General features: G+C 74.5%; 18 protein-coding genes and 1 pseudogene. 10 read left to right on the forward strand and 9 right to left on the reverse strand.

Annotated elements, in window-relative coordinates; translation table 11 throughout:
• Nucleotides 1–42: 42 nt before the first annotated feature.
• Nucleotides 43–1944, forward strand: a complete 1902-nt coding sequence (locus tag BS73_RS26105; RefSeq protein ID WP_200886827.1) for an ABC transporter ATP-binding protein — start codon at nucleotides 43–45, stop codon at nucleotides 1942–1944.
• Between the two features lie 43 nt (nucleotides 1945–1987).
• Here the strand turns inward: BS73_RS26105 and BS73_RS40475 are convergent, their stop codons facing one another.
• Entirely contained in the window at nucleotides 1988–2776 is a 789-nt protein-coding gene (locus BS73_RS40475) for a helix-turn-helix domain-containing protein (protein ID WP_037576492.1), read from the reverse strand.
• 176 nt (nucleotides 2777–2952) lie between these two features.
• On the opposite strand from BS73_RS40475, the gene BS73_RS26115 reads away from it, so the two are divergent.
• Nucleotides 2953–3456 (forward strand): TIGR03086 family metal-binding protein, encoded by a 504-nt coding sequence (locus BS73_RS26115; protein ID WP_322987315.1) that lies wholly within the window; start codon nucleotides 2953–2955, stop codon nucleotides 3454–3456.
• A gap of 6 nt (nucleotides 3457–3462) precedes the next feature.
• Here BS73_RS26115 and BS73_RS36570 read toward each other — a convergent pair whose 3' ends face one another.
• The 3 genes and pseudogenes from BS73_RS36570 to lepA form a co-directional block, all read right to left on the reverse strand.
• Nucleotides 3463–3630, reverse strand: a complete 168-nt coding sequence (locus tag BS73_RS36570) for a peptidoglycan-binding domain-containing protein (protein ID WP_084704371.1) — start codon at nucleotides 3628–3630, stop codon at nucleotides 3463–3465.
• A 914-nt stretch (nucleotides 3631–4544) separates the two neighbouring features.
• Nucleotides 4545–5426 (reverse strand): annotated as a pseudogene (locus BS73_RS36575) (serine/threonine-protein kinase); the annotation flags it as partial.
• Between the two features lie 218 nt (nucleotides 5427–5644).
• Nucleotides 5645–7525 carry a translation elongation factor 4 gene (gene lepA, locus BS73_RS26135; RefSeq protein ID WP_322987295.1) on the reverse strand — a complete coding sequence of 627 codons (1881 nt, stop codon included), beginning with the start codon at nucleotides 7523–7525 and terminating at the stop codon, nucleotides 5645–5647.
• Between the two features lie 176 nt (nucleotides 7526–7701).
• On the opposite strand from lepA, the gene rpsT reads away from it, so the two are divergent.
• Entirely contained in the window at nucleotides 7702–7968 is a 267-nt protein-coding gene (rpsT, locus tag BS73_RS26140; protein WP_037576496.1) for a 30S ribosomal protein S20, read from the forward strand.
• Between the two features lie 236 nt (nucleotides 7969–8204).
• Here rpsT and holA read toward each other — a convergent pair whose 3' ends face one another.
• Both holA and BS73_RS26150 read right to left on the reverse strand, forming a co-directional pair.
• Nucleotides 8205–9191, reverse strand: coding sequence for a DNA polymerase III subunit delta (gene holA, locus BS73_RS26145; protein ID WP_037576498.1), 987 nt, complete (start codon nucleotides 9189–9191; stop codon nucleotides 8205–8207).
• Nucleotides 9192–9378: 187 nt separating this feature from the next.
• Nucleotides 9379–10215 (reverse strand): DUF3097 domain-containing protein, encoded by an 837-nt coding sequence (locus tag BS73_RS26150; RefSeq protein WP_037576499.1) that lies wholly within the window; start codon nucleotides 10213–10215, stop codon nucleotides 9379–9381.
• Between the two features lie 213 nt (nucleotides 10216–10428).
• Here BS73_RS26150 and BS73_RS26155 point away from each other — a divergent pair, with 213 nt between their 5' ends.
• Entirely contained in the window at nucleotides 10429–13125 is a 2697-nt protein-coding gene (locus BS73_RS26155) for an ATP-binding protein (protein WP_051940642.1), read from the forward strand.
• 54 nt (nucleotides 13126–13179) lie between these two features.
• On the opposite strand, the gene pspAB is transcribed toward BS73_RS26155, so the two are convergent.
• Together pspAB and htpX are read right to left on the reverse strand one after the other, a co-directional pair.
• The gene (gene pspAB, locus BS73_RS37715; RefSeq protein ID WP_037576501.1) at nucleotides 13180–13755 is read right to left on the reverse strand and encodes a PspA-associated protein PspAB; all 576 of its coding nucleotides are present in this window, start codon (nucleotides 13753–13755) and stop codon (nucleotides 13180–13182) included.
• A gap of 9 nt (nucleotides 13756–13764) precedes the next feature.
• Nucleotides 13765–14697 (reverse strand): zinc metalloprotease HtpX, encoded by a 933-nt coding sequence (htpX, locus tag BS73_RS26165; protein WP_037576504.1) that lies wholly within the window; start codon nucleotides 14695–14697, stop codon nucleotides 13765–13767.
• Between the two features lie 183 nt (nucleotides 14698–14880).
• Here htpX and hrcA point away from each other — a divergent pair, with 183 nt between their 5' ends.
• From hrcA to BS73_RS26180, 3 genes are all read left to right on the forward strand, one after another.
• Nucleotides 14881–15897 carry a heat-inducible transcriptional repressor HrcA gene (gene hrcA, locus BS73_RS26170; RefSeq protein ID WP_037576507.1) on the forward strand — a complete coding sequence of 339 codons (1017 nt, stop codon included), beginning with the start codon at nucleotides 14881–14883 and terminating at the stop codon, nucleotides 15895–15897.
• Nucleotides 15898–15974: 77 nt separating this feature from the next.
• Nucleotides 15975–17108, forward strand: coding sequence for a molecular chaperone DnaJ (gene dnaJ, locus BS73_RS26175; protein WP_037576509.1), 1134 nt, complete (start codon nucleotides 15975–15977; stop codon nucleotides 17106–17108).
• 57 nt (nucleotides 17109–17165) lie between these two features.
• Nucleotides 17166–17915, forward strand: a complete 750-nt coding sequence (locus BS73_RS26180; protein WP_037576511.1) for a 16S rRNA (uracil(1498)-N(3))-methyltransferase — start codon at nucleotides 17166–17168, stop codon at nucleotides 17913–17915.
• Nucleotides 17916–17959: 44 nt separating this feature from the next.
• Here BS73_RS26180 and BS73_RS26185 read toward each other — a convergent pair whose 3' ends face one another.
• Complete coding sequence (locus BS73_RS26185; protein WP_037576520.1) at nucleotides 17960–18820, reverse strand: hypothetical protein; 861 nt, start codon at nucleotides 18818–18820, stop codon at nucleotides 17960–17962.
• Nucleotides 18821–18975: 155 nt separating this feature from the next.
• Between BS73_RS26185 and BS73_RS26190 the strand changes: the two genes are divergently transcribed.
• Genes BS73_RS26190 through BS73_RS35085 form a run of 3 tightly spaced genes read left to right on the forward strand, consistent with a single transcriptional unit; the run spans nucleotide 18976 to nucleotide 25066 of the window.
• A complete protein-coding gene (locus tag BS73_RS26190) occupies nucleotides 18976–22503 on the forward strand; it encodes a S41 family peptidase (RefSeq protein WP_037576523.1) in 3528 nt (1175 codons plus the stop codon).
• Between the two features lie 53 nt (nucleotides 22504–22556).
• A complete protein-coding gene (locus tag BS73_RS26195; RefSeq protein WP_037576526.1) occupies nucleotides 22557–23861 on the forward strand; it encodes an ATP-binding protein in 1305 nt (434 codons plus the stop codon).
• Nucleotides 23858–25066, forward strand: coding sequence for a tetratricopeptide repeat protein (locus tag BS73_RS35085; RefSeq protein ID WP_051940648.1), 1209 nt, complete (start codon nucleotides 23858–23860; stop codon nucleotides 25064–25066). Before BS73_RS26195 ends, BS73_RS35085 begins: the two co-directional genes overlap by 4 nt.
• The last annotated feature ends 57 nt before the right edge of the window (nucleotides 25067–25123 follow it).

Consider the following 25123-nt stretch of genomic DNA (forward strand, 5'->3'; position numbering starts at 1 on the left):
CGCCGCCGCCCGGGCGCGGCGGGGCCGGGCCCGGCCCGGTTCATGAGCGGCGGACCGGTGGAGAAGTCCCTCCACTTCAAGCAGAGCGCCCGCCGGCTGCTCGGCCTCCTCCGCCCCGAACGGACGCTGCTCTCCACCGTGCTGGTGCTGGCGGTCGTCTCGGTGGGGCTCTCCGTGGTCGGCCCGAAGATCCTCGGCCGGGCCACCGACCTGATCTTCTCCGGGGTGATCGGCAAGCGGCTGCCGGCCGGCAGCACCCAGGCGGAGGCGGTCGCCGGGCTGCGCGCCCACGGGCAGGGCCGGATCGCCGACATGGTGGCCTCGATGACCCACCTGATCCCAGGCCAGGGCATCGACTTCGGCGCGGTCGGCCGGGTACTGCTGCTGGTCACCATCGTCTACGCGGCCTCCGGGCTGTGCGGGATCGCCCAGGGCCGGCTGATCAACCGGGCCCTCCAGCGGGCGCTGGCCCGGCTGCGCGGGGACGTCGAGGACAAGCTCGGGCGGCTGCCGCTGAGCTACTTCGACAAGCAGCCGCGCGGGGAGGTGCTCTCCCGGGTCACCAACGACATCGACAACCTCGGGCAGACCCTCCAGCAGACCATGAGCCAGGTGCTGGTCTCGCTGCTGACCATCGCCGGCGTGCTGGCCATGATGTTCTACATCTCCTGGCTGCTGGCGCTGATCGCGCTGCTCTCCATCCCGGCCTCGGCCTGGGTCGCGGCCAAGATCGGCAAGCGGGCGCAGCCGGAGTTCGTCCAGCAGTGGAAGACCACCGGCAAGCTCAACGCCCACATCGAGGAGATGTACACCGGGCACACCCTGGTCCGGCTCTTCGGCCGGGAGAAGGAGGCCGCGGAGCTCTTCGAGGAGCAGAACGAGAAGCTCTACCGCTCCGCCTTCAAGGCCCAGTTCATCTCCGGGCTGATGCAGCCCTGCATGCTCTTCATCGGCAACATCAACTACGTGCTGGTCGCCGTGGTCGGCGGTCTGCGGGTGGCCTCCGGGTCGCTGTCCATCGGCGACGTCCAGGCGTTCATCCAGTACTCCCGGCAGTTCACCCAGCCGCTCACCCAGGTCGCCTCGATGGCCAACCTGCTGCAGTCCGGGGTGGCCTCCGCCGAGCGGGTCTTCGACCTGCTGGACGCCGAGGAGCAGGACGCCGAGCCGGAGTCCCCGCTGCGTCCCGAGCCGCTGCGCGGGCGGGTCGCCTTCGAGCACGTCTCCTTCCGCTACGAGGAGAACAAGCCGCTGATCGAGGACCTCTCGCTGGTCGCCGAGCCGGGGCACTCGATCGCCATCGTCGGGCCGACCGGGGCCGGCAAGACCACCCTGGTCAACCTGCTGATGCGGTTCTACGACGTGACCGGCGGCCAGATCACCCTGGACGGCGTGGACATCGCCGGGATGGACCGCGAGGAGCTGCGCGGCCGCACCGGCATGGTCCTCCAGGACACCTGGCTCTTCGGCGGCACCATCGCCGAGAACATCGCCTACGGGCGCACCGGCGCCACCCGCGAGGAGGTGGTCGAGGCGGCCAGGGCCGCGCACGCCGACCGCTTCATCCGGACCCTGCCGGACGGCTACGACACGGTGATCGACGAGGAGGGGAACAACGTCAGCGCGGGCGAGAAGCAGCTGCTGACCATCGCCCGGGCGTTCCTCGCCGAGCCGACCATCCTGATCCTGGACGAGGCCACCAGCTCGGTCGACACCCGCACCGAGGTGCTGATCCAGCGGGCCATGGAGCGGCTGCGCAGCGGGCGCACCGCGTTCGTGATCGCCCACCGGCTCTCCACCATCCGGGACGCGGACACCATCCTGGTGATGGAGAACGGCGCCATCGTGGAGCAGGGCGACCACGACACGCTGCTGGCCGCCGACGGCGCCTACGCCAAGCTCTACCAGGCGCAGTTCGCCGAGGCGGTCGCCGAGGTCGACTGACCACCCGCCGTCCGCCGCTCCCCGGCCGGCCGCTGACGAACCGTCAGCGGCCGGCCGCGGCGTAGGCGGTGGGGCTGAGGCCGGTCGCGGCGGTGAAGTCGCGGGTGAGGTGGGCCTGGTCGGCGTAGCCGAGGTCGGCGGCCAGGGCGGACCAGTCCACCGGCGCGTCCCGGACCGCCGCGCCGGCCGCGCGGTCGGTGAGCTCGTGCAGCCGGGCCCGGCGTATCACCCACTTCGGACCGGCCCCGACGTACTCGTGGAAGAGCCGCTGGAGCGAGCGGACCGAGAGCCCCGCCAGCGCGGCCAGCTGCCCCACCCGGAGCAGCCCCCGGTCCGCGCCGACGGCCGCGACCAGCTCGCCCGCGAAGGCCGCCTGGGGGTCGGCGGCCGGCGCCGGGAGGAGCGGGGCGGCCGCCGGGCCGGTCTCCTCCGGCGACCGCAGGACCAGCGGGTTGAGGGCCGCTATCGAGGGGCCGAAGAACTCCTCGGCGGGCAGCCGGAGATCCGCCAGCGCGCCCACCGGGCGCCCGCCCGAGTAGGCGCGGAAGCCGCCCGGGGTGAACCTGATCCCGTGGACGCGGCCGCGGCCGGCCAGCAGCCGGGTGAACAGCCCGCGGTCGATGCCGTAGACCCGCGGGCCGCCGGCCTCGTAGACCAGGTGGACGTGCGGATGCGCGAGCACCGGCTGCCGGTACGGCGGCCGGCCGCGCAGGTCCCAGCGGACCACCCAGTGGTAGTCGACGAAGGGGGCCAGCTCGGGCGCCGGCGGAAGGCGGCGGACGGCGAACCGGTCGCCCGCCGCCTCCTGGTGGAGAACCCCGCGAAGTGCCATGCTCCGCAGGCTAACCGGGGGGACTGACAGTCGACTGGCGCGTTTCTTCAAGACGATCGGCCCGCTCGGCCCCTAGCGTCGGCGGTATGAACGAAGTCATCAATCCGCTGGTGGGAGAACTGGCCACGGCGGCCGCCGAGGCCGCCCGGGTCGCCGAGGAGGTGCGGCCCGACCAGATGTCCGGGCCGACGCCGTGCGCCGAGTACGACGTCCGGACGCTGACGAACCATCTGGTGCTGTGGACCTCGCACAGTCTGGAGGCGCGGGCCAGGGGCCGGTCCGTCCCCGAGGAGTGGCAGAAGCGGGACTTCACCGCCGACCCGGACTGGGCGGAGGCGTACCGCGTCCAGCTGGACAAGGCGGTGGCCGCCTGGAGCGATCCGCGGGTCTGGGAGGAGGAGATGGACCTCGGCGGGCAGACGATGCCGGCCGAGGCGGTCGCCGGGATGAACCTGATGGAGCTGGTCCTCCACGGCTGGGACCTGGGCCGGGCGATCGGGGTGGAGTACCGGCTGCCGGAGGCGAGCGCCGAGCACGTGCTGCGGCTGGTCGAGGAGCACGCGGCGATGTACCGGCAGTACGGGGGCTTCGCCGAGCCGGTCGCCCTCTCCAGCGCGGGCGCCGACCCGCTGGCCCGGGCGGTCGCCCTGTCCGGACGCGACCCCGGGTGGAAGCCCTGACCGGGGTCAGCCGGCCCGCAGATGGCTCCAGGTCTCCGGGCCGACCTGGCCGTCCACCGAGATCCGCTGGTCGGTCTGGAACCGCTTGACCGCGGCCGCCGTGTCCGGTCCGAACTGGCCGTCCACCCCGGAGGAGCCGACGCTGTACCCGCGGTGCACCAGGATGCACTGCACCTCCTGGACGGCCGGCCCGGTGTCGCCCTGCTGGGTGAGCGCCGTTCCCGAGTAGTAGGTGCAGGCCCGGTCCCAGGACGGCTGGGTCGGCGAGGGGGCCGGCGCCGGCGGCGGCGCGGCCTTGCGGGTGGCGGTCGGCCGGGCGGCCGGTGCGCTGGAGGCGGCCGGGCCCCGGCCGCCGCGGTGGTGGGCGCGGCGGCGGAGGCGGCGGCCGCCGAGGCGGAGGCGGGGGCGGAGGCGCGGGTACTCGTCCCCCCGCTCGGGCTCGGCCGGGCGGCCGAGGCGCTCGCGACGGTGCCGGGCGAGAGGGCGGCCGAGGCGGAGGCCGACCCGGCGGCGGCCGCCACTGGCCGGCCGGCGCCGTGGTTATCCACCAGCAGGGTGACCGTCGCCGCGACGGCCGCCGCGACCAGGACCGTGCCGGCCGCGCCCAGGACGGTCAACAGGCGGCCGCGGTGCGGGCGTTCACCCTGCCCGGAGTCGGGCCCCGCGGGCCCCGCGCTCCCCGCGTCCCCCGAGGAAGCCTGGGGCGAGGCGGTCGGCGGCGGGAAGCCGAAGCGCGGGCCGACCAGGGGATCGGTCGGGGCGGTCGGCGTCCGTCCGCCGCCCGGGCCCCGCGTGTGGTCGTGGGCGGTGCTCTGCGGGGTGCCGTAGGGCGCGGCCGCGGTTCCCGGGGTCTCCTGGCCGCCGGGCGTCCCCGCCGTCGGCGGCCCGAAGCCGGGCACCCCGTGCGGGGCCGCGGGGGCGCCGGGGTCCGGCCCGACGGCCGGGCCGATCCGCAGGGTGCCGGTGGACTCCGGCAGCGGCGCCCGCTCCGCCTCCCCGGCCGCCTGGCAGCGGTCCAGGATCAGCGAGCTCAGCTCCGCCGACCAGGGCGTACCGACCCGCCGCAGATTGGCCTCGGCGATCAGCTCCTCCGGGGACGGGCGCCGCCCGGCGTCCTTCTCCAGGCACCGCTCGACCAGCGCGGCCAGCCCCGGGTCGGCCTCCGCGACCTCCGCCAGCACCTCCTCCTTCGGCGGCTCGAAGGCCACCCGGTGCAGCACGTCCACCGTCGTACCGGCGCCGAAGGGGGCACTTCCGGCCACCGCGTAGGCGATCACCGAGCCCAGCGAGAAGACGTCCGCCGCCGAGCTGACGGCCTGCCCCCGGACCTGCTCGGGGGACATGTACGCCGGGGTGCCCACCTGCTGTCCGGTGACCGTGATGCTGGAGGTCTCGGCGGCGTACGCGATGCCGAAGTCGATCAGCCGCCCGCCGTCCGGCCCGAGCACCACGTTCGCCGGCTTGAGGTCCCGGTGCACCACGCCGACCCGCTCCATCGCGGCGACCGCGCCGCCCAGGTCGCCGACCAGCCGCCAGGCGGCCTCGGCACGCAGCCGCCCGGTCGCGGCGACCGCGTCGGACAGGCTCAGCCCGGGGATGTACTCGGCCGCCATCCACAGCGGCTGCCCGTCCGAACCGTCGGGGGAGACCCCGAGGAAGACCGCCGTGTACTCGCCGCGCACCCGCTGCAGCGCCGTCGCCTCGCGCCGGAAGCGGAGCCGGAACTGCGGGTCGTCCGCGTACTCCGGGCGGATCACCTTGACGGTGGCCAGGCCGGGGGCTCCGGAGGACGGGCGGCCGAGGTAGATCCTGCCCATCCCGCCCCGGCCCAGCACGGCCAGCACCGCGTACGGCCCGACCGCCGCCGGGTCCTCGCCGCGCCGCGGGCTCGCGCCCAGCCGGCCGAGCGGGGTGGACGCGAAGACCCGCGGGTCGTACCAGGGTGCGGAGGGCGGCTGCTGTTCGGGCATGGCTCGGGTGGCTTCCTGGAGGCTCCGGCGGGGCCGGAGGCGGCTGGGAGAGCGTGATGCGCTGGGGACGCTACCGGAGCCGTGCGGCCCGCCGGGCGGCCGAGCCGGTATTCACCCCTAACCCGCACCTTCACCGGGCCGCGGCCGGCACCGCCGCCGCCCCCGCCGTCGCGAGCGCGCCCGCGCCCGCGACGGCACTCCGCGCGGCTACTTCGCGGCTACTTCTTCTTCTCGCCCGCCGCGTCCGCGTCGGTGGAGAGGGCGGCGATGAAGGCCTCCTGGGGCACCTCGACCCTGCCCACCATCTTCATCCGCTTCTTGCCCTCCTTCTGCTTCTCCAGCAGCTTCCGCTTACGCGAGATGTCGCCGCCGTAGCACTTGGAGAGGACGTCCTTGCGGATCGCCCGGACGGTCTCGCGGGCGATCACCCGGGAGCCGATCGCGGCCTGGATCGGCACCTCGAACTGCTGCCGCGGGATCAGCTCGCGCAGCTTCCCGGCCATCATCACGCCGTAGTTGTAGGCCTTGTCCTTGTGGACGATCGCGGAGAAGGCGTCCACCGGGTCGCCGTGCAGCAGGATGTCCACCCGCACCAGGTCGGACTGCTGCTCGCCGGTGGGCTCGTAGTCCAGCGAGGCGTAGCCGCGGGTCTTGGACTTCAGCTGGTCGAAGAAGTCGAAGACGATCTCCGCGAGCGGCAGGGTGTACCGCAGCTCGACGCGGTCCTCGGAGAGGTAGTCCATGCCGAGGAGCGAGCCGCGCCGGCCCTGGCAGAGCTCCATCACCGAGCCGACGAACTCGCTCGGGGTCAGCACGGTCGCCCGGACCACCGGCTCGTGGACGGCGGAGATCTTGCCGCCGGGGAACTCGGAAGGGTTGGTCACCCGGTGCTCGGTGCCGTCCTCCATGTCCACCCGGTAGACCACGTTGGGCGCGGTGGAGATCAGGTCCAGGCCGAACTCGCGCTCCAGGCGCTCGCGGATGATCTCCAGGTGGAGGAGGCCGAGGAAGCCGCAGCGGAAGCCGAAGCCGAGGGCCACCGAGGTTTCCGGCTCGTAGACCAGCGCGGCGTCGTTCAGCCGCAGCTTGTCCAGGGCGTCCCGGAGCTCGGGGTAGTCCGAGCCGTCCAGCGGGTAGAGCCCGGAGAACACCATGGGCTTGGGGTCCTTGTAGCCGCCCAGGGCCTGGACCGCGCCCTTGTGCTGCGCGGTGATGGTGTCGCCGACCTTGGACTGCCGGACGTCCTTCACGCCGGTGATCAGGTAGCCGACCTCGCCGACGCCCAGCCCGTCGGAGGGCTTCGGCTCGGGCGAGATCACCCCGATCTCCAGCAGCTCGTGGGTGGCGTCGGTGGACATCATCCGGATCCGCTCGCGCTTGCTCAGCTGACCGTCGACGACCCGGACGTAGGTGACGACGCCGCGGTAGGAGTCGAAGACCGAGTCGAAGATCATCGCGCGGGCGGGCGCGTCGGCGTCGCCGACCGGGGCCGGGATCCGCTCGACCACCTGGTCCAGCAAGTCCTCGACGCCCATCCCGGTCTTGGCGCTGACCTTCAGCACCTCGGACGGGTCGCAGCCGATGATGTTCGCCAGCTCCTCGGCGTACTTCTCCGGCTGGGCCGCGGGCAGGTCGATCTTGTTCAGCACCGGGATGATCGTCAGATCGTTCTCCAGCGCCAGGTAGAGGTTGGCCAGCGTCTGGGCCTCGATCCCCTGGGCCGCGTCCACCAGCAGGACGGTGCCCTCGCAGGCGGCCAGCGAGCGCGAGACCTCGTAGGTGAAGTCGACGTGGCCGGGGGTGTCGATCATGTTCAGGACGTGCGTCCGGCCGGCCTCCGCGCCGATGGTCGGCGCCCACGGCAGCCGGACCGCCTGGGACTTGATGGTGATGCCGCGCTCGCGCTCGATGTCCATCCGGTCGAGGTACTGGGCGCGCATCTGCCGCTGCTCGACCACGCCGGTCAGCTGGAGCATCCGGTCGGCCAGGGTCGACTTGCCGTGGTCGATATGGGCGATGATGCAGAAGTTGCGGATCAGCGCCGGATCGGTGCGGCTGGGCTCCGGCACGTTCGCGGGGATGGCGGAATTGGCGGGCACGCAGGGTCCAGTTCTTGGAGGCGGTTACCAGATGTCTCCGCCCATCGTCCCATGCGCGCGCGGCTCATCGCCGTTTTGGGGCCTGACCTGGACGGCTGGTAGCCTGTCCGTCTGCGCCTGGCCGAAGTCTGCCCGGGCGCGGATCCCTGAAAGATCTCAAACACTGAGGCGTTTTCGTGGCGAACATCAAGTCCCAGCTCAAGCGGATCAAGACGAACGAGAAGGCTCGGCAGCGCAACAAGGCCGTCAAGTCCTCTCTGAAGACCGCCATCCGTCGGGCCCGTGAGGCCGCCGAGGCCGGCGACCTGCAGAAGGCCCAGGAGCTGAACAAGGCTGCCGCCCGCCAGCTGGACAAGGCTGTCAGCAAGGGCGTCATCCACAAGAACCAGGCCGCCAACAAGAAGTCGGCGCTCGCCGCCAAGGTCAACACCGCGGCGAAGTAAGGCCTGCGGGGCGCGCTTCGGCGCCCCTGCGCTCGGCGGGCAACAGCGGTCCCTCTCACCCGCGCCGGCCGGGACGACAACAGAACGAGCAAAGCACCGCACGCGGCCTGCGTTCGCCACGCGGGTGCGGTGTCCGAGCGGCCCCCTTTCCCCAGGGGGCCGCTTGCTTTTCCCGCCTCGATCGCGGCGCCGAAGGCGGGGCGCGGAAGGCGGTGGCCCCGGAGGGGACCCCGCGCCTACCGCCGCCCGCGCGCCTGCCCCGCCACCGCCACGACCGCGCGCTCCAGCGCGTACGCCGGGTCGCCGCCGGCGCCCTTGACCGCCGCGTCCGCCTCCGCGAGAGCGGACAGGGCGCGGGCGACGCCGTCCCCGGTCCAGCCGCGCATCTGCTGCCGCACCCGGTCGATCTTCCACGGGGGCATCCCCAGCTCGCGGGCCAGATCGGCCGGGCGCATCCCGCGGTCCGCGGTGGCCACCCGGCCGATCGCCCGCACGCCGGAGGCCAGCGCGTAGACGATGCCGGTCGGCTTCTCGCCGACGGCGAGCGCCCAGCGCAGCTGCCCCAGCGCCTCCGCGGTACGCCCGGCCACGGCCAGGTCGGCGACCTGGAAGCCGGTGGACTCGGCCCGCCCGGTGTAGTAGGTGGCGACCACGGCCTCGTCGATGGTGCCCTCGGTGTCCGCCGCCAGCTGGCTGCAGGCCGAGGCGAGCTCGCGGAGGTCGCTGCCGACGGAGTCGAGCAGCGCCCGGCAGGCGTCCTCGGTGGCCGAGCGTCCAGCGGTCCGGAACTCGGCCTTGACGAAGGCCAGCCGCTCGGCCGGCTTGGTCAGCTTGGCGCAGGCGACCTCGCGCGCGCCGGCCTTGCGGGCGGCGTCCAGCAGCGCCTTGCCCTTGGCCCCGCCGGCGTGCGCCAGCACCAGGACGGTGCCCTCGGCCGGGGACGCGACGTACGCCTTGAGCTCCTTGACCACGTCCGAGCCGCAGTCCTGGGCGGCGCGCACCACGATCACCTTGCGCTCGGCGAAGAGCGAGGGAGAGGTCAACTCGTCCAGCGAGCCGGGCTGGAGGCCGCCCGGCGGGACGTCGCGGACGTCGGTGTCCGGATCGGCGGCCCTGGCGGCCGCGATCACCGCGCCCACGACGCGGTCGACCAGCAGTTCCTCCGGTCCGACGGCGAGGGTGACCGGCGCGAGGGGATCGTTCCCAGCAGCATTCTTCGGCATGACGCCACTAGCGTCTCACGCCGCACTGACAGGGCTTACGCCGAAGCCGGGTGCGGGCCGGTGGGTGGCCGGGCGCGCAGTTCCCCGCGCCCCTTGAGTTGCTGCGCAACTCCCGGGGCACAGGGCCATGACGGCCCGAAGGGGCGCGGGGAACCGCGCGCCCGGCCGGCTGCGAGCCCGCGCCCGGCTACGGCGCGGTCACGAAGTCGATCAGTTCCTCGACGCGGCCCAGCAGGGCCGGTTCCAGGTCGCGGTAGGAGGTGACCGCGCCGCGGATCCGGCGCCACGCGGCCGGCGGGTCGTCCGGCCAGCCCAGGCGCGCGCAGACGCCGCGCTTCCACTCCTCGTCGCGCGGCACCTCCGGCCAGCCGGGGATACCCACCGCGGCCGGCTTCACCGCCGCCCAGATGTCGATGAACGGATGTCCCACGACCAGCACGTGCTCGCCCGTCACCTGCGCCGCGATCCGCGACTCCTTGCTGCCCGGCACCAGGTGGTCCACCAGCACCCCCAGCCGCCGCCCCGGCCCCGGCGCGAACTCGGCGACGATCGCCGGCAGATCGTCCACGCCCTCCAGGTACTCCACGACCACGCCCTCGACCCGCAGGTCGTCGCCCCAGACCCGCTCGACCAGCTCGGCGTCGTGCCGGCCCTCGACGTAGATCCGGGAGGGCAGCGCCACCCGGGCCCGCTGGTCCGCGACCGCCAGCGAGCCCGAGGCGGTGATCCGGGCGGTCGCGCCCCCGGCGCCCCCGGCGCCCCCGGCCCTCGGCCGGACCAGGGTGACCGCCTCCCCGTCGATCAGGAAGCCGCGCGGCTCCAGCGGGAAGACCCGCAGCTTGCCGAAGCGGTCCTCCAGGGTCACGGTCAGCCCGAGCGGGGTCTTCTCCACCCGGGTCACCGCCCCGCAGAACCCGGTGGCGGCCTCCTCGACGACCAGCCCGGCCTCGGCCTCGACCTCGGGCGCCGGCTTCTGCCGCTTCCAGGGCGCGGTGAGGTCGACATGTCCGGGGCGCCCCGCCACGGCTCGGTCATGGCTTCGTGACGGACCCATCTGACACCCCATCAAGTGCTTCTGCCTACCGGTCGGTCGAGTCTACGATCCGGTCGATCTCGCTCGCCGGAACGACCTACGGATTTCCCGTCGATACCCGTTCGCCCCGCCCTCCGAACGCGGCACTATGGGGCATGGCGGTCGCACCCCCGGGGTGCGCCGAAGGCCCGAGGGGCGGCACTCGTGGACGTGGAACGGAGCGAGGCGGCCGTCGCGCTGCTGGAGCGCGAGACCGAGCTGGGCACGATCCGGGAGTCCCTGGCGGCTCTCGCCTCGGGTTCGGCCGCCGGCCGGCTGCTGGTGTTCACCGGCGGCGCCGGACTCGGCAAGACCCGGCTGCTGGGCGAGCTCCGCAGGTCCGCGGCCGACACCGGCTGCACGGTGCTCTCCGCCCGCGGCGGCGAGCAGGAGCAGCGGCTCGCCTTCCATGTGGTGCGCAGCCTGCTGCAACCGCTGCTGGCCGCGGCCGGGGAGGCGGAACGCCGTGCCCTGCTGGGCAGTTGGTACGACATCGTCGGCCCCGCGGTGGGGCTCGGCCCGGCCCTCGCGGTGGTGGGCGGCACCGGTTCCGCGGCCGTCGCCGCCCCCGACCCGCAGGGCGTCCGGGACGGCCTGGACTGGGTCTTCACCAACCTCGCGGTGAGCCGCGGCCCGCTGCTGGTGATCGTGGACGACGCCCACTGGGCCGACGCCCACTCGCTCGCCTGGCTGGCCGCCTTCGCCTCCCGGGTGGAGGGCCTGCCGCTGATGCTGGCCGTCGCCTACCGCCCGGACGAACTCCCGGCGGAGGCCGAGGCCTTCCGCGAGATGGACCGGCGCAACGGCATCCGGCCGCTGCCGCTCTCCGAGCTCACCCCGGACGCGGTGGCCGCGCTGGTCCGGCGGGTGATGGGGGAGGAGGCCGAGGCCTCCTTCTGCCGCGAGGTGTGGGCGGTCACCGGCGGCAACCCCTTCGAGACCGTCGAGCTGGTGGTCAAGGCGCAGAGCCGGGGGATCGCCCCGGTGGCGCGGTCCTGCCCGCTGCTGCGCGGAATCGGTGCGGCGGTCAAGGGCCAGGGGATGGTCTCCCGGCTGCAGCGGCTCGGCGCCGCCGCGGTCCGGCTGGCCTGGTCGGTCGCCGTCCTCGGCATCGACACCCCGCTCACCCTGGCCGGCGAGGTCGCCGCGCTCACCCCGGAGGAGGCCGAGGACGCGGCGGAACGGCTCCGCGGCGCCCGCATCCTGACCGGGGCCAGGGTGCTGGAGTACGTCCACCCGCTGCTCGCCACCGCGGTGTACCGGTCCATGCCGTCCGGAGTGCGCACCGCCATGCACGGCCGCGCGGCCTGGGCCGTGCTGGAGAGCGGCGGCGGCCCCATGCAGGCCGCCCGCCACCTGCTGGAGACCAGACCGGACGGGGACCCCACGGTGGTCGCCCAGCTGCGCGCCGCGGCCTCCCTCTTCATGCAGGCCGGCGCGCCCGAGTCGGCCCAGAGCTGCCTGGCCCGCGCGCTGCGCGAGCCGCCGGCCGACCAGGAGCGGGCCGAGGTGCTCTACGAGCTCGGCTGCTCCACCCTCCTCTACGACCCGGCGGCCACCGCCAACCAGCTGCGCATCGCTCTGGAGCAGCCCGGGCTGCCGCAGCGGCTGCGCGAGGACATCGTGGTCCGCTACGCCCAGGCGCTCGCCCACAGCGACCACCTGACCGAGGCGGCCGAGGCCATCGCCGAGGAGACCCATCGCGCCGAGAGCGCCCGCACCCGGCTGCGCCTCCAGGTGTGGAACTTCATGTGGGGCGCCTTCGACGCCCACGAGCCCGACTCGCCGGCCCGCTCCCGGCGGCTGGCCGCGCTCGCCGAGCGGATCGCGGCGGGCGCCGACCGCGGCGCCCCGGCGCACTCCGGCCTCGCCGGCGCCTACCTGCTGGGCCTGCGCGCCTGGGACGCCGTGGTCCGCGGCGAGCCGTCCAGGACCGCGCTGCGCTACTCCCGGCTGGCCCTGGCCGACGGGCTGAGCTGGACCGAGCAGGACTGGTCCTTCGAGATCCCGGTGCTGGTCGCGCTGAGCCAGATGTACTGCGACCTCCCGGACCGGGCGGAAGAGCTCTTCGCGGACGGCATCGCCGAGTTCGAGGAGGCCGGCTGGCGCGGCGCCCATCTCGCCTTCGGGCACACCATCCTGGGCCTGATCCGCTACCGCCGCGGCCGGCTCGCGGACGCCGAGAGCTCCGCCCGCTCCGGGCTCGAACTGGCCCAGCGGGTGGGCGCGCGGGTCCCGGTGCACTGGTACGCGGTGGGCACCCTGATCCAGATCCTGCTGGCCCGGGGCCGTACCGCGGAGGCCGCCGGGCTGGCCGAGCGCCACGGCTTCCAGGCGCCCTACTCCCGAGCGGTGACCTTCCCGGACTCGCAGGCGGTCCGCGGGCAGCTGCTGCTGGCCACCGGCGACGTGGCCGGGGCGATCCGCGAACTGGCGGAGGCCGGGGCCCGGCTGGACTCCCGCGCGATGCTCAACCCGGCCTGGTGCCCCTGGCTGCCGACGCTGGCCGAGGCGCACGCCGCGGCCGGCACGCGGGACCGCGCCCGTGAGCTCGCCGACGAGGCGGTCGCCCGCGCGATCCGCTTCGGCACCTCCTCCGCCCACGGCGCGGCGCTGCGGGTCCGCGCGGGGCTGGAGGAGGGGACGCGGCGGGTGGAGCTCCTGGACCAGGCGGTCGGCCTGCTGGCCGCGTCCCCCGCGGCCTACGAGCACGCCTGCGCGGTCACCGACCTCGCCGAGGCGCTCGCCGCGGAGGGCCTGCGCCGGCCGGCCGAGGAGCAGTACCGCAAGGCCCTCCAGCTGGCCCGCGGGTGCGACGCCGACCCCCTCACCAGCAGAGCCTCCCGCGCCCTCGCGGGCTGAGCGCCGGCCCGGGGGAGGCCGAAGGGCGAGTCCGGAGTGCGAGGTCGGGAGGGGCTACAGCCCCGGGGCGCCCCAGACCGGGAACCAGCGGCCGAGGTCCTGCTCGACCTTGAGGTCGTTGCCGATCATGGCCTTGATCTGGAGTTCCAGGGCGTTGTTGCGCTTCTCGCCGCCGGACTTCGCGGGCGCGAACGGGTAGAAGGTGCCGCGCTTGTAGAGGTAGACCAGCGCGAGCTTCTGCCCCTCGGCGTTCTGGAAGGCGACCAGCGAGCAGAGCAGCTGCGGCCCGAACCCGTTGTCCTGGAGCGCGGTGTTCACCGCGTGGACGTCGTTGACCAGCGAGACCAGGTCGTCGGCCGGCTGCCGGGAGAGCAGCCAGGTGTAGCCGTAGGAGTCCCGGCTGATCTCCACCGGGTGGCCCTGGTCGGCGTTGAGCAGCGCCTCGACGTCGCTCTGCACCTGGGCGAACGCCCCGCCCTCGGCGGCCGCGAAGCAGACCGAGCCGAGGCCGGTCGGCTTGAAGCCGGCCGCCGCCTCCAGGGTGATCGCGGCGGAGGGGAGTCCGAAGAGCTGGTCCAGATCGGGTTTGACCGGCTTGGTGCGGCCGAGGAGGGTGTCCAGGAATCCCATGGCTCTCGGTCAGCCCCTTCCGAGCTGGGCGGAGATGCGGCCGAGCTGCTCCAGCCGCTGCTCCAGGGACGGGTGGGTGGAGAGGAGGTTGCTCGCCGTCTCGCGGGCCTTGAAGGCCGGCGCGAAGTAGAAGGCGTTGAACGGCTCGGCCTGGCGGAGGTCCTGGGTGGGGATGGCGCCCATCGCCCCGGTGACCTTGGTCAGCGCGGAGGCCAGCGCGGACGGCCGCCCGGTGAGGAGCGCGGCCGAGCGGTCCGCGGAGAGCTCGCGGTAGCGGGAGAGCATCCGGGTCAGCAGGAAGCTGATCGCGTAGACGACCACGCTGAACAGGATGACCACCAGCAGGACCAGGCCCTCGTTGCGGTCGTCGTCGTCGTCCCGGCCGCCGAAGCCGCCCCAGAAGCCCATCTCGATGCCGATCCGGGTGATGAAGCCGGCCATCACGCCCAGGAATCCGGCGATCGTCATGACCGCGACGTCCTTGTGCGCGACATGCGAGAGCTCGTGGGCGAGGACGCCCTCCAGTTCGTCGGTCTCCAGCCGGCGGAGCAGTCCGGTGGTGGCGCAGACCACCGCGTTCTTCTGGTTGCGGCCGGTGGCGAAGGCGTTCGGCACGTCGGTCTCGGCGACGCAGACCTTCGGCTTGGGCATGTCGGCCAGAGCACACAGCCGGTCCACCACGCCATGGAGTTCGGGGAACTGCTCCGGGGAGACCTCCTTGGCCCCCATGCTGAAGGCGGCGATCCTGCCGCTGAACCAGAACTGCAGAATGAAGAGGCCGCCTGCGATGACGACCACGATCGGCCATGCTCCCCGAAGGAGCACGATGAGCGCTCCGACGAAGACCACGTAGAGCAGCCCGATCAGGAACATGGTGCTCACCATGCGCGTGGTGAGACCGCGGTCCGGAGCGAATCGGGTCTTGGTCGGCGTACTGCTCATGGGCCCTTCTCCTCGTCGGGGCGATCGGCGATGCGGATGGTCACACACCCCACCTAGGGGACGTCCGAAGGCCCCCGGTCGTTCCTGTCAGCAGGTCGTTGGTCCTAGACTGGCGGGTACCGTACTGGCACTCAGCCTTCCAGAGTGCCAGTCGGAACGCCAGGACCGTAGGAGGTGGGTGCCATGCTGGACGAACGGAAGCTCGCCGTGCTGCGTGCCATCGTCCAGGACTACGTCGGTACGGAGGAGCCGGTGGGGTCCAAGGCCCTGGTGGAGCGGCACAGCCTGGGTGTCTCGCCGGCCACGGTGCGCAACGACATGGCCGCCCTGGAGGAGGACGGTTACATCGCCCAGCCGCACACCAGCGCGGGCCGGGTGCCCACCGACAAGGGGTACCGCCTCTTCGTGGACCGGCTCGCCGAGGTCAAGCCGCTCTCCCAGCCGGAGCGCCGGGCGATCCACCAGTTCCTGGACGCCGCCGTCGACCTCGACGACGTCGTCTCCCGCACCGTGCGGCTGCTGGCCACGCTGACCCGCCAGGTCGCGGTGGTGCAGTACCCCTCGCTGACCCGTTCGACGGTTCGCCATATCGAGTTGCTCCAGCTCGCCCCCGCGCGGCTGATGCTGGTGCTGATCACCGACACCGGCCGGGTCGAGCAGCGGCTGATCGACTGCCCGGCGCCGGTCGGCGAGATGGTGGTCGCGGACCTCCGCGCCCGGCTCAACGCCAAGGTCGGCGGCCAGCGCTTCGCCCAGGTGCCCAGGCTGGTGCTGGACCTTCCGGAGGCGTTCGAGCGGGACGACCGGCCGATCGTCACCACGGTCCTGGCGACCCTGTTCGAGACGCTGGCCGAGCAGACCGAGGAGCGGGTGATGCTCGGCGGCACGGCGAACCTGACCCGCTTCGCCCACGACTTCCCGCGCACCATCGCGCCGGTGCTGGAGGCGCTGGAGGAGCAGGTGGTGCTGCTCCGGCTGCTCGGGGAGACGGGCGACTCCGAAGTGTCCGTCCGGATCGGCCACGAGAACGCCTATGAGGGACTCAATTCCACGTCGGTGGTCTCGGTGGGCTACGGTTCGGGCGACGAGTCCGTCGCGAAACTGGGGGTGGTCGGACCCACCCGGATGGACTACCCGGGCACCATGGGCGCGGTACGGGCGGTGGCCCGTTACGTCGGCCAGATCCTGGCGGCGTCGTGATGGCGGGGCCGGAGGCGGACAGGCGCAGCCGAGCTGAGTACAGCGTCCCATCGAGATTCCAAGCGGAGCATTGAGAAGTGGCCACGGACTACTACGCGGTTCTCGGCGTCCGGAAGGACGCGAGCCAGGACGAGATCAAGAAGGCATTCCGCCGCCTGGCCCGCGAACTGCACCCGGACGTCAATCCAGATCCCAAGACGCAGGAGCGCTTCAAGGAGATCAACGCCGCGTACGAGGTCCTCTCGGACCCGCAGAAGCGCCAGATGTACGACCTGGGCGGCGATCCTCTCTCCAACGGCGGCGGCGCCGGCGGCTTCGGGCAGGGCGCCGGCTTCGGGTTCAGCGACATCATGGACGCCTTCTTCGGCGCGGCCGGCGGCCAGCGCGGACCGCGCTCGCGGACCCGGCGCGGCCAGGACGCCATGATCCGCATCGACATCTCGCTCAACGAGGCGGCCTTCGGCACCACCAAGGACATCCAGGTGGACACCGCCGTCGTCTGCTCCACCTGCAACGGCGAGGGCGCGGCCCCCGGCACCAGCCCGCAGACCTGCGACATGTGCCGCGGCCGCGGTGAGGTCTCCCAGGTCACCCGCTCGTTCCTGGGCCAGGTCATGACCTCCCGGCCCTGCCCGCAGTGCCAGGGCTTCGGCACCGTCGTGCCCACCCCCTGCCCGGAGTGCGCCGGCGACGGACGGGTGCGCGCCCGCCGCACCCTCACGGTCAAGATCCCGGCCGGTGTGGACAACGGCACCCGGATCCAGCTGGCCGGCGAGGGCGAGGTCGGCCCCGGCGGCGGCCCGGCCGGCGACCTCTACGTCGAGGTCTCGGAGAACGCCCACCCGATCTTCCAGCGCCGGGGCGACGACCTCCACTGCACGGTCACCCTGCCGATGACGGCGGCCGCGCTGGGCACCAAGGTGCCGCTGGAGACCCTGGACGGCCCGGAGGAGGTCGACATCCGGCCCGGTACCCAGTCCGGCCAGTCGATCCCGCTGCACAACCGGGGCATCACCCACCTGCGCGGCGGCGGCCGCGGCGACCTGATAGTGCATGTCGAGGTGCAGACCCCCAGCAAGCTGGACGCGGAGCAGGAGGAGCTGGTCCGCCGGCTCGCCCGGCTGCGCGGCGAGGAGCGGCCGAACGGCCACTTCGCGCCCGGCCAGCAGGGCCTGTTCTCCCGGCTGAAGGACGCCTTCAACGGGCGGTAGGCCGCACCGCCCCCCGATCTCCGCCGCCGTCACTCCGCACGTGGGAGCCGTACCGCCATGACCGCACCGGTCTTCGTCGTTCCGTCCGAGAGCCTGGCGGGCGTCGCGCCCGGTGCGGTGGTGCGTCTCCACGGGCCGGAGGGGCGGCACGCGGTGTCGGTGAAGCGGCTCGCGCAGGGCGAGCGGCTGGTGCTGACGGACGGTCAGGGCACCGGGGCGGCCGGCACGGTGACCGCGGTCGAGGGCAAGGACCAGTTGGAGGTCCGGGTGGACGAGCCGCTCGCGGAGCCCGCCCCCGGGGTGCGGGTCACCGTGGTGCAGGCGCTGCCCAAGGGCGACCGTGGCGAGCTGGCCGTCGAGACCATGACCGAGGTCGGGGTGGACGAGGTGGTGCCGTGGGCCGCCTCCCGCTGCATCACCCAGTGGCGCGGGGACCGGGGGGAGAAGGCGCTGGCCAAATGGCGCTCGGCGGCCCGGGAGGCGGGGAAGCAGTCCAGGCGGCTGCGGTTCCCCGAGGTCGGCGGACTGGCGACCACCCGTCAGGTCGCCACGCTGATCGCCGAGTCCGACTTCGCCGCGGTGCTCCACGAGGAGGGCGCCCGGCCGCTGGCCACCGAGCCGCTGCCGGAGAGCGGGCGGATCCTCCTGGTGGTGGGCCCCGAGGGCGGGGTGGCCCCGGACGAGCTGGCGGCCTTCGCCGAGGCCGGTGCCGCCTCCTACCGGCTGGGCCGGTCGGTGCTGCGCACCTCCACCGCCGGGGTGGCGGCGGGGGCGCTGCTGATGGGGCGCACCGGGCGCTGGGGGTAGCCGCCGGGCGGTCGCGCGGGGCGCGGGCGGGTCCGGTCGCCCGGTCAGGCGCCGGCCTGGCGGAGCTCGGCGAGGAGGGCCCGTAGGGCCGCCGCGTCGGCGGTCTTGGCGTCCGCCGGCTTGGGGTGGGTACCGTCGGTGCGGTCCACCACCGAGAAGAGGGCGTAGCGGCCGTCCGCGGACTGGTCCGCGGTGCAACCGCCCTGCGCGCAGAAGGACTTGACCGTGCTGCCGTCGGCGTACGGGACGACCTCGCCGCCGGCCGGGGGCTTGGCCGCGGCGGCGCCGGCCGCGCCGGTCGGCAGGACGGCGACGGCCAGGCCGATCGCGCTGGTGCCGGAGGTGTAGGTGGCGCGCAGCAGGGAGGCGCAGCCCTCGCGGGTGAGGAGGGCGGCCAGCGCGGGGGTGACGCCCTGGTTGCACGGGCCGGAGGTGACCAGCCTGCGGTCGTAGGTGCGCGGGCCGACCACCATGGTGGCGGAGGAGAAGGCCTGCTGGGCGGTGACCGCCCCGGCCGCGGTGCCGGTGGTGCCGGCGCTGCCAGCCGTTCCGGTGCCCGCCCTCCCGGCGGCCGCGCCCGCCGCCGTGCCGCCCGAACGCGCCCGGGTGGCACCGGAGTTGCCGCCGGCGCCCGTCGTCGCCCCCGCGCCGGGGCGCTCCGCCGAGGCCGCGCCGGCCGGCAGGGCCGCGAGCCCGGCGGGGATGTGCGGTTTCATGGTCGGCACCGCCAGACCGATCCCGCCCGCGACGGCGACCCCGCCGATCACCGAGTACGCGATCATCGCCGTGCGGCGTCTGGACTCCGTCCGCCGGAGGTCCGCCGCGGCGGCCGCCGCCTCCGCCTGCTCCCGCTCGGGCTCCCGCCTGTAGTACGGCGGTAGCGGCTGGTAGTGCCCCTGGGACATCGCATGCCTCCCCGTAGGCTGCCGTTGACGGAGTGCAAGGCTAGGCCATGTGCGGTGACGGGGGCGCACGGTGTCCGCGGCGAGCCCCCGGAGTTGCCTCTGGCAAACCCATAATTCGCTGCTCCGACTGATCGTCGGCGGCTAGGGTTGCCGGTGTGACGGGTTACCTGCGCCATCCTGACGTGCACGGAACCGGCCCCGCCGGGCCGCTGGCCGCCTTCACGGCGGAGGACGACATCTGGCTGACCCCGCTGGACGGGGGCCGGGCCTGGCGGTTCACCGCCGACCGGGTCCCGGTCCGCAACCCCCGCTTCTCGCCTGACGGTCGGCATCTCGCCTGGACCTCGGGGAAGGACGGGGCCTCCGAGGTCTACACCGCCCCCGTCGAGGGCGGGACCGCCGTCCGGCTCACCCACTGGGGGAGCCAGCGCACCCGGGTGCTCGGCTGGACCACCTCGCCGGAGGGCGCCCCCGAGGTGCTGGTGTTCAGCACCGGCGGCCAGGCCACGTCCAGGCGGACCTGGGCGTTCGCCGTTCCGCTCGACGGGGGCGAGCCGCGTCGGCTGCCGTACGGCCCGGTCGGCGGGCTGGCCTTCGAGCCGGGGGTGGGTCCGGAGGGCCGGGTGCTGCTCCTCTCCGCCCCGATGGGTCTCGAGGCCGCGTACTGGAAGAGGTATCGCGGCGGTACCGCGGGCAAGTTGTGGATGGGGCGCACCGGTGGGGAGTTCACCCGACTGCGCCCCGGGCCGGCGGACGCGGAGACGGCCTTCGACGGAAACCTGGAGTGCCCGCTGTGGGTGGGGGAGCGGATCGCGTTCCTCTCCGACCACGACGGGCTCGGCCGGCTGTGGTCCGCCCTGCCGGACGGCAGCGACCTGCGGGCGCACCCCTCCGGCGAGTTCTGGGCCCGGAACGCGGCCACCGACGGCACCAGGGTGATCTGGCACGCCGGCGGCGACCTCTGGCTGCTGGACGACCTGACGGACGGTCAGCGGGAGCCGCGCCGGCTGGAGACGGCCCTCGGCGGCCCGGCCACCGCGCGCCAGCCGCATCCGGTGGACGCCGGCCGCAACCTCGGCGGCTTCGCCCCGGACCGGACCGGTCGCGGCAGCGCGGTCGCGGTCCGCGGCACCGTCCACTGGCTGCCGCACCGGGACGGCCCGGCCCGGGCGCTCGGCGTCGAGCCGGGGGTGCGCGCGCGGCTGCCCCGGGTGGTGCCGGCCGCGGCTGCCGCGGCGGACGCCGCAGGGGCCGGCCGCGCCGCCGGGAAGTCCCCACGGCCGCGCCAGGGCGGCCAGTCGGTGCTGTGGGTGTCGGACGCCTCCGGTGAGGACGGCCTGGAGCTGGCCCCGGCCGACGGTCGCGGTCCGAGCCGGCGGATAGGCGACGGCCGGCTCGGCCGGGTGCTGGACCTGGCGGTCTCGCCGGACGGCCGGCTGGCCGCCGCCGCCTCGCACGACGGCCGGCTGCACCTGGTCGAGCTGGAGTCCGGCGAGATACGGGAGTTGACGCACTGTCAGCACGGGGACGTGGACGGGCTGGTGTTCTCCCCGGACTCGCGCTGGCTGGCCTGGTCGCAGCCGGGCCCCGAGCCGCTGCGGCAGCTGATGCTGGCCCGTACCGGCGGCGGCGAGGGGGAGGACGGACCGGCCGGGCCGGTCGAGGCCACCCCGCTGCGCTTCTGCGACACCTCGCCCGCCTTCACCGCGGACGGTAAGCACCTGGCCTTCCTCTCCGTCCGCACCTTCGACCCGGTCTACGACGCCCACGTCTTCGACGTCTCCTTCCCGACCGGCTGCCGTCCGTACCTGATCACCCTCGCGGACACCACCCCCTCGCCGTTCGGGCCCCGCCCGGCCGGCCGCGGCTTCGGCGAGGACCCCGACGACCCCGACGACACCGAGGACACCGACACCGCCGACGAGGCCGCCGACGACGCGGACGGGACGGCGAAGCCGGCCGCGTCGGAGGGCGGGAGCGGAGACGCCGAGGGCGGGGAGGGCGGCGCGGCCGCCGGTGCGTCCAGGGCCGGCTCCGAGCGCCGGCCCCCGGAGACCGTGGTCGACCTGGAGGGGATCGCCGACCGGATCGTGCCGTTCCCGGTGGCCGGCGGCCGCTTCGGCGAGCTCCGCGCCGCCAAGGGCGGGGTGCTGTGGACCCGGATACCGCTCACCGGGGTGCTCGGCGACGACCTGGCCGCCCCGGACGAGGACGGGCCCCGCCCGGTGCTGGAGCGCTTCGACCTCTCCTCGCTGGAGGAGGAGGAACTGGTCGACGGGCTGGACGACTTCGAGGTCTCCGGCGACGGCTCCCGGGTGGTGCTCCGGGACCGCGGCCGGCTCCGCGTGGTCCCCGCGGACCGCAAGCCGTCCCGCGGCTCCGGGAACGGCCGGGGCGGCTCGGACGACGACCTCGACGTCGATCTGGACCGGCTGCGGGTGGTGGTCGACCCGGCCGCCGAATGGCGGCAGATGTACGCCGAGACCGGCCGGATCATGCGCGACAACTTCTGGCGCGCGGACCTGGGCGGCGTCGACTGGCAGGCCCAACTCGACCGCTACCGGCCCCTGCTGGACCGCGTGGCCAGCCGTGACGAGCTCGCCGACCTCCTCTACGAGCTGCACGGTGAGCTCGGCACCTCGCACGCCTACGTCAGCCCGCTGGGCCGCGCGGTGAGCGAGGCCAGGCGGCATGGGCTGCTCGGCGCCGACCTGGTGCGCGAGACCGCCCCTGCGGGCGCGGAGGCCGGTGCGGAGCCGGGCGCCGCCGTCTGGCGGGTGGCCAGGGTGCTCCGCGGCGAGTCCTCGGACCCGCGGGCCCGTTCCCCGCTGGCCGCCCCGGGCGCGGCGGTTCGGGCCGGGGACGCGATCCTCGCCGTCAACGGCCGGCCGGTCGACCCGGTGCGCGGCCCCCTGCCGCTGCTGGCCGGCACCGCCGGACGCCCGGTGGCGCTCACCGTCGCCACCGGCGACCAGCCGCCGCGGGAGACCGTGGTGGTCCCGGTCGACGACGAGGAGCCGCTGCGCTACCACGACTGGGTGGCGGACCGGCGGGCCGCCGTCCACGAGCTCTCCGGCGGCCGGCTCGGCTACCTCCACGTGCCGGACATGATGGGACCCGGCTGGGCCCAGCTCCACCGCGACCTGCGGGTGGAGATGGCCCGGGAGGGCGTGGTCGTCGACCTCCGGGAGAACCGCGGCGGCCACCTCTCCCAGCTGGTGGTGGAGAAGCTCAACCGCCGGGTGGTGGGCTGGGACACGATCCGGGACCAGTCCGCCGCCCAGCGCTATCCGGCGGACGCCCCGCGCGGCCCGGTGGTCGCCCTCGCGGACGAGTTCTCCGGCTCGGACGGGGACATCGTCAACGCGGCGATCCAGGCGCTGGGCATCGGCAAGGTGGTCGGCACCCGCACCTGGGGCGGCGTGATCGGCATCGACAGCCGCTACCGCCTGGTCGACGGCACGCTGATCACCCAGCCCAAGTACGCCTTCTGGCTGGAGGGTTACGGCTGGGGCCTGGAGAACCACGGGGTCGATCCGGACGTCGAAGTGGTGATGGCCCCGCACCACTGGGCGCGAGGGGAGGACCCGCAGCTCGCCGAGGGGGTGCGGATAGCGCTCGCCGCCCTCGCCGAGCGCCCCGCCGCCCAGCCGCCCCGCCTGCCGCCGCTGCCGTCCCGGTGACGTGACGTCAGCGGGCCGAGAAGACCAGGTAGCCGATTACCGACGGAGAACCGATGTCAGCCGAGCGTTCGCCCGACGCCTCCGAGCCCCCGCTGCTGGCCAGCCTGCGTACGGCGCTGAACGCCGCGCCGGGCGACGTGCCGCTGCGGCTGCACCTGGCCGAACTGCTGCTGGGCGAGGGGCGCGCGGACGAGGCGATCGCCGAGGCCGCGATCGCCCTCCAGCACGACCCGGCCAGCACCGAGGCCCGCGCCCTGATGACCCGCGCGCTGAGCGGCCCGGGCACGCCCGTGCAGCAGCCGCAGCCCTCGCAGCCGCAGCCCTCGCAGCCGCAGCCGTCGCAGCCCTCGCGGTCGCAGCAGCAGCCGGAGCCGCCCTCGCAGCCGGTCTTCGACTGGCAGCAGGCCGAGCGGCAGGTCTCGGACGTGGACGCCGCCGCCCTGGACGGCGCGGCCGACCCGGACGCCCCGGACACCCGCTTCTTCGACCTGGAGCGCTCCGCCGTCCGGCTGGCCGACGTCGGCGGCATGACCCAGGTCAAGCAGCGGCTGGAGGCCGCCTTCCTGGCCCCCATGCGCAACCCCGAACTCCGCCGGCTGTACGGCAAGTCGCTCCGCGGCGGGCTCCTCCTCTACGGCCCGCCCGGCTGCGGGAAGACCTTTCTCGCCCGGGCGATCGCCGGCGAGCTCGGCGCCGGCTTCGTCAACGTCGGCCTCGCCGACGTGCTGGACAGCTACCTGGGCGTCTCCGAGCGCAACCTCCACCAGATCTTCCGGACCGCCCGCCGGCACCGCCCCTGCGTGGTCTTCCTGGACGAGCTGGACGCCCTCGGCGGCCGCCGCAGCAACCTCCGCAACAGCGCCATGCGCTCCACCGTCAACCAGCTGCTCACCGAGCTGGACGGGGTGGACGCGGACAACGAGGGGCTGTTCGTCCTGGCCGCCACCAACCACCCCTGGGACGTGGACCCGGCGCTCCGCCGCCCCGGCCGGCTGGACCGCACGCTGCTGGTGCTGCCGCCGGACCAGGAGGCCCGGGAGGCCATCCTCGGCTACCACCTGAGGGAGCGTCCGGTCGCCGGCGTCGATCCGGCGAAGATCGCCCGCCGTACCGAGGGCTTCTCCGGGGCCGACCTCGCCCACCTCTGCGAGACCGCCGCCGAGCGGGCCCTGCTGGACTCGGCGGCCAGCGGCACGGTGCGGAAGATCGGCCAGGACGACCTGGTCGCCGCCGCCCGCGAGATCCGCCCCTCCATCGACACCTGGCTCTCCGCCGCCCGCAACGTCGCCCTCTACGCCAACGAGGACGGCACCTACGACGAGCTGGCCGCCTACCTCAAGTCCCGGAAGCAGCTGTGAGCCTGGAGCCGGAGGAGTTCCGCCGGCTCAGGCACGCCGAGCTGCTGCTGGACACCGAGCGGACGACCGAGGCGATCGAGCGGCTCGGCCCGCTGGCCGCCACCCGGCCCGACGAGGCCTGGGTGCAGGCCGTCTGGGCCCGCGCCCTGGTCGCCGCCGAGCGGTACGAGGAGGCGCTGTCCGCCGCCCGGCGGGCGCTCGCCGTCGACTCCGGCCACCAGGTGGCCTGGTTGATGGCGGCCCGCGCGCTGCGCCGCCTGACGCGCCACGACGAGGCCGTGCGGCACTGCGCCGACGCGATCCGGGCCCTCCCGGACCGCGCCCCGGTCCACCGCGAGTACGCGATCAGCCTGCTGGACGGCCCCGGCGGCGGACTGCCGGAGGAGGCCTACCGGGCGGCCTCCGAGGCGATCCGGCTGGACCCGCAGCAGGCCGCGGGGCACTACCTCCTCGGTCTCGCCGCCCAGCGCCTCCATCCCGGCTTCCGCTGGGGCCCGGTGGCCGTGGCGGCCTTCGAGGAGGCGCTCCGCCTCGACCCGGAGTTCACCCCGGCGCGGAACACCCTGGCGGTGATCCAGCTGGGCTCCGGCCGGGTCGGCGAGGCCGCCCGCGGTTTCGCGGCGAGCGCGGCCGCCGACCCGCAGCAGGGCATCTACCAGCACAACGTGCAGGTGGTGGCGCTGCGGCTGGTGTCCAGGCTGCGCTGGATCGCGCTGGCCGCCCTGGTGGTCTGCGGCGGCGTCGGCTCGGCGATGTTCCCGGAGCCGCTGGGCCACCGGCTCACCGCCAACGCGGTGCTGACCTCCGCCCTGCTGCTGGCCTGGGCGCTGTGGTGGGCGGGCACGCTGCGCCCGCTGCCGAAGCCGGTCCGGGCGACGGTGTTCCGGCTGGTCCGCACCCGCGGTTCGGTGCGGCTCGGCGCGATCGGCGTGGGCGTCGGCAGCGCCTGCGGGCTGATCGCGGCGGCCGTTCCGCTGCCCGATCCGGGCTGGTACGGCCTGCTGTGGTTCGTCGGGCTGGTGACGCAGGCCGTCCTGATCCTGGTGGCGGGCCAGGTCTCCCGGGCCCGTCTTGCCGAACTCCGGCGTACCGGCGAGGCGGTGAGCCGGCGCGACTTCCGGCCGGCCGGCCCGCCGGGCCCGCGCCCGCCGTTCGCCCCCGAGTCGCCGCCCGGGGCTACTCCACCGGGCCGATCCGAGGGATGATCGCCGGGCACATCCGGCGCGGCTCTTCCGCACCTCGCACGGCCTCTTCCGCACGCC

The sequence above is a fragment of the Phaeacidiphilus oryzae TH49 genome, assembly GCF_000744815.1.
GTDB classification, from domain to species: domain Bacteria; phylum Actinomycetota; class Actinomycetes; order Streptomycetales; family Streptomycetaceae; genus Phaeacidiphilus; species Phaeacidiphilus oryzae.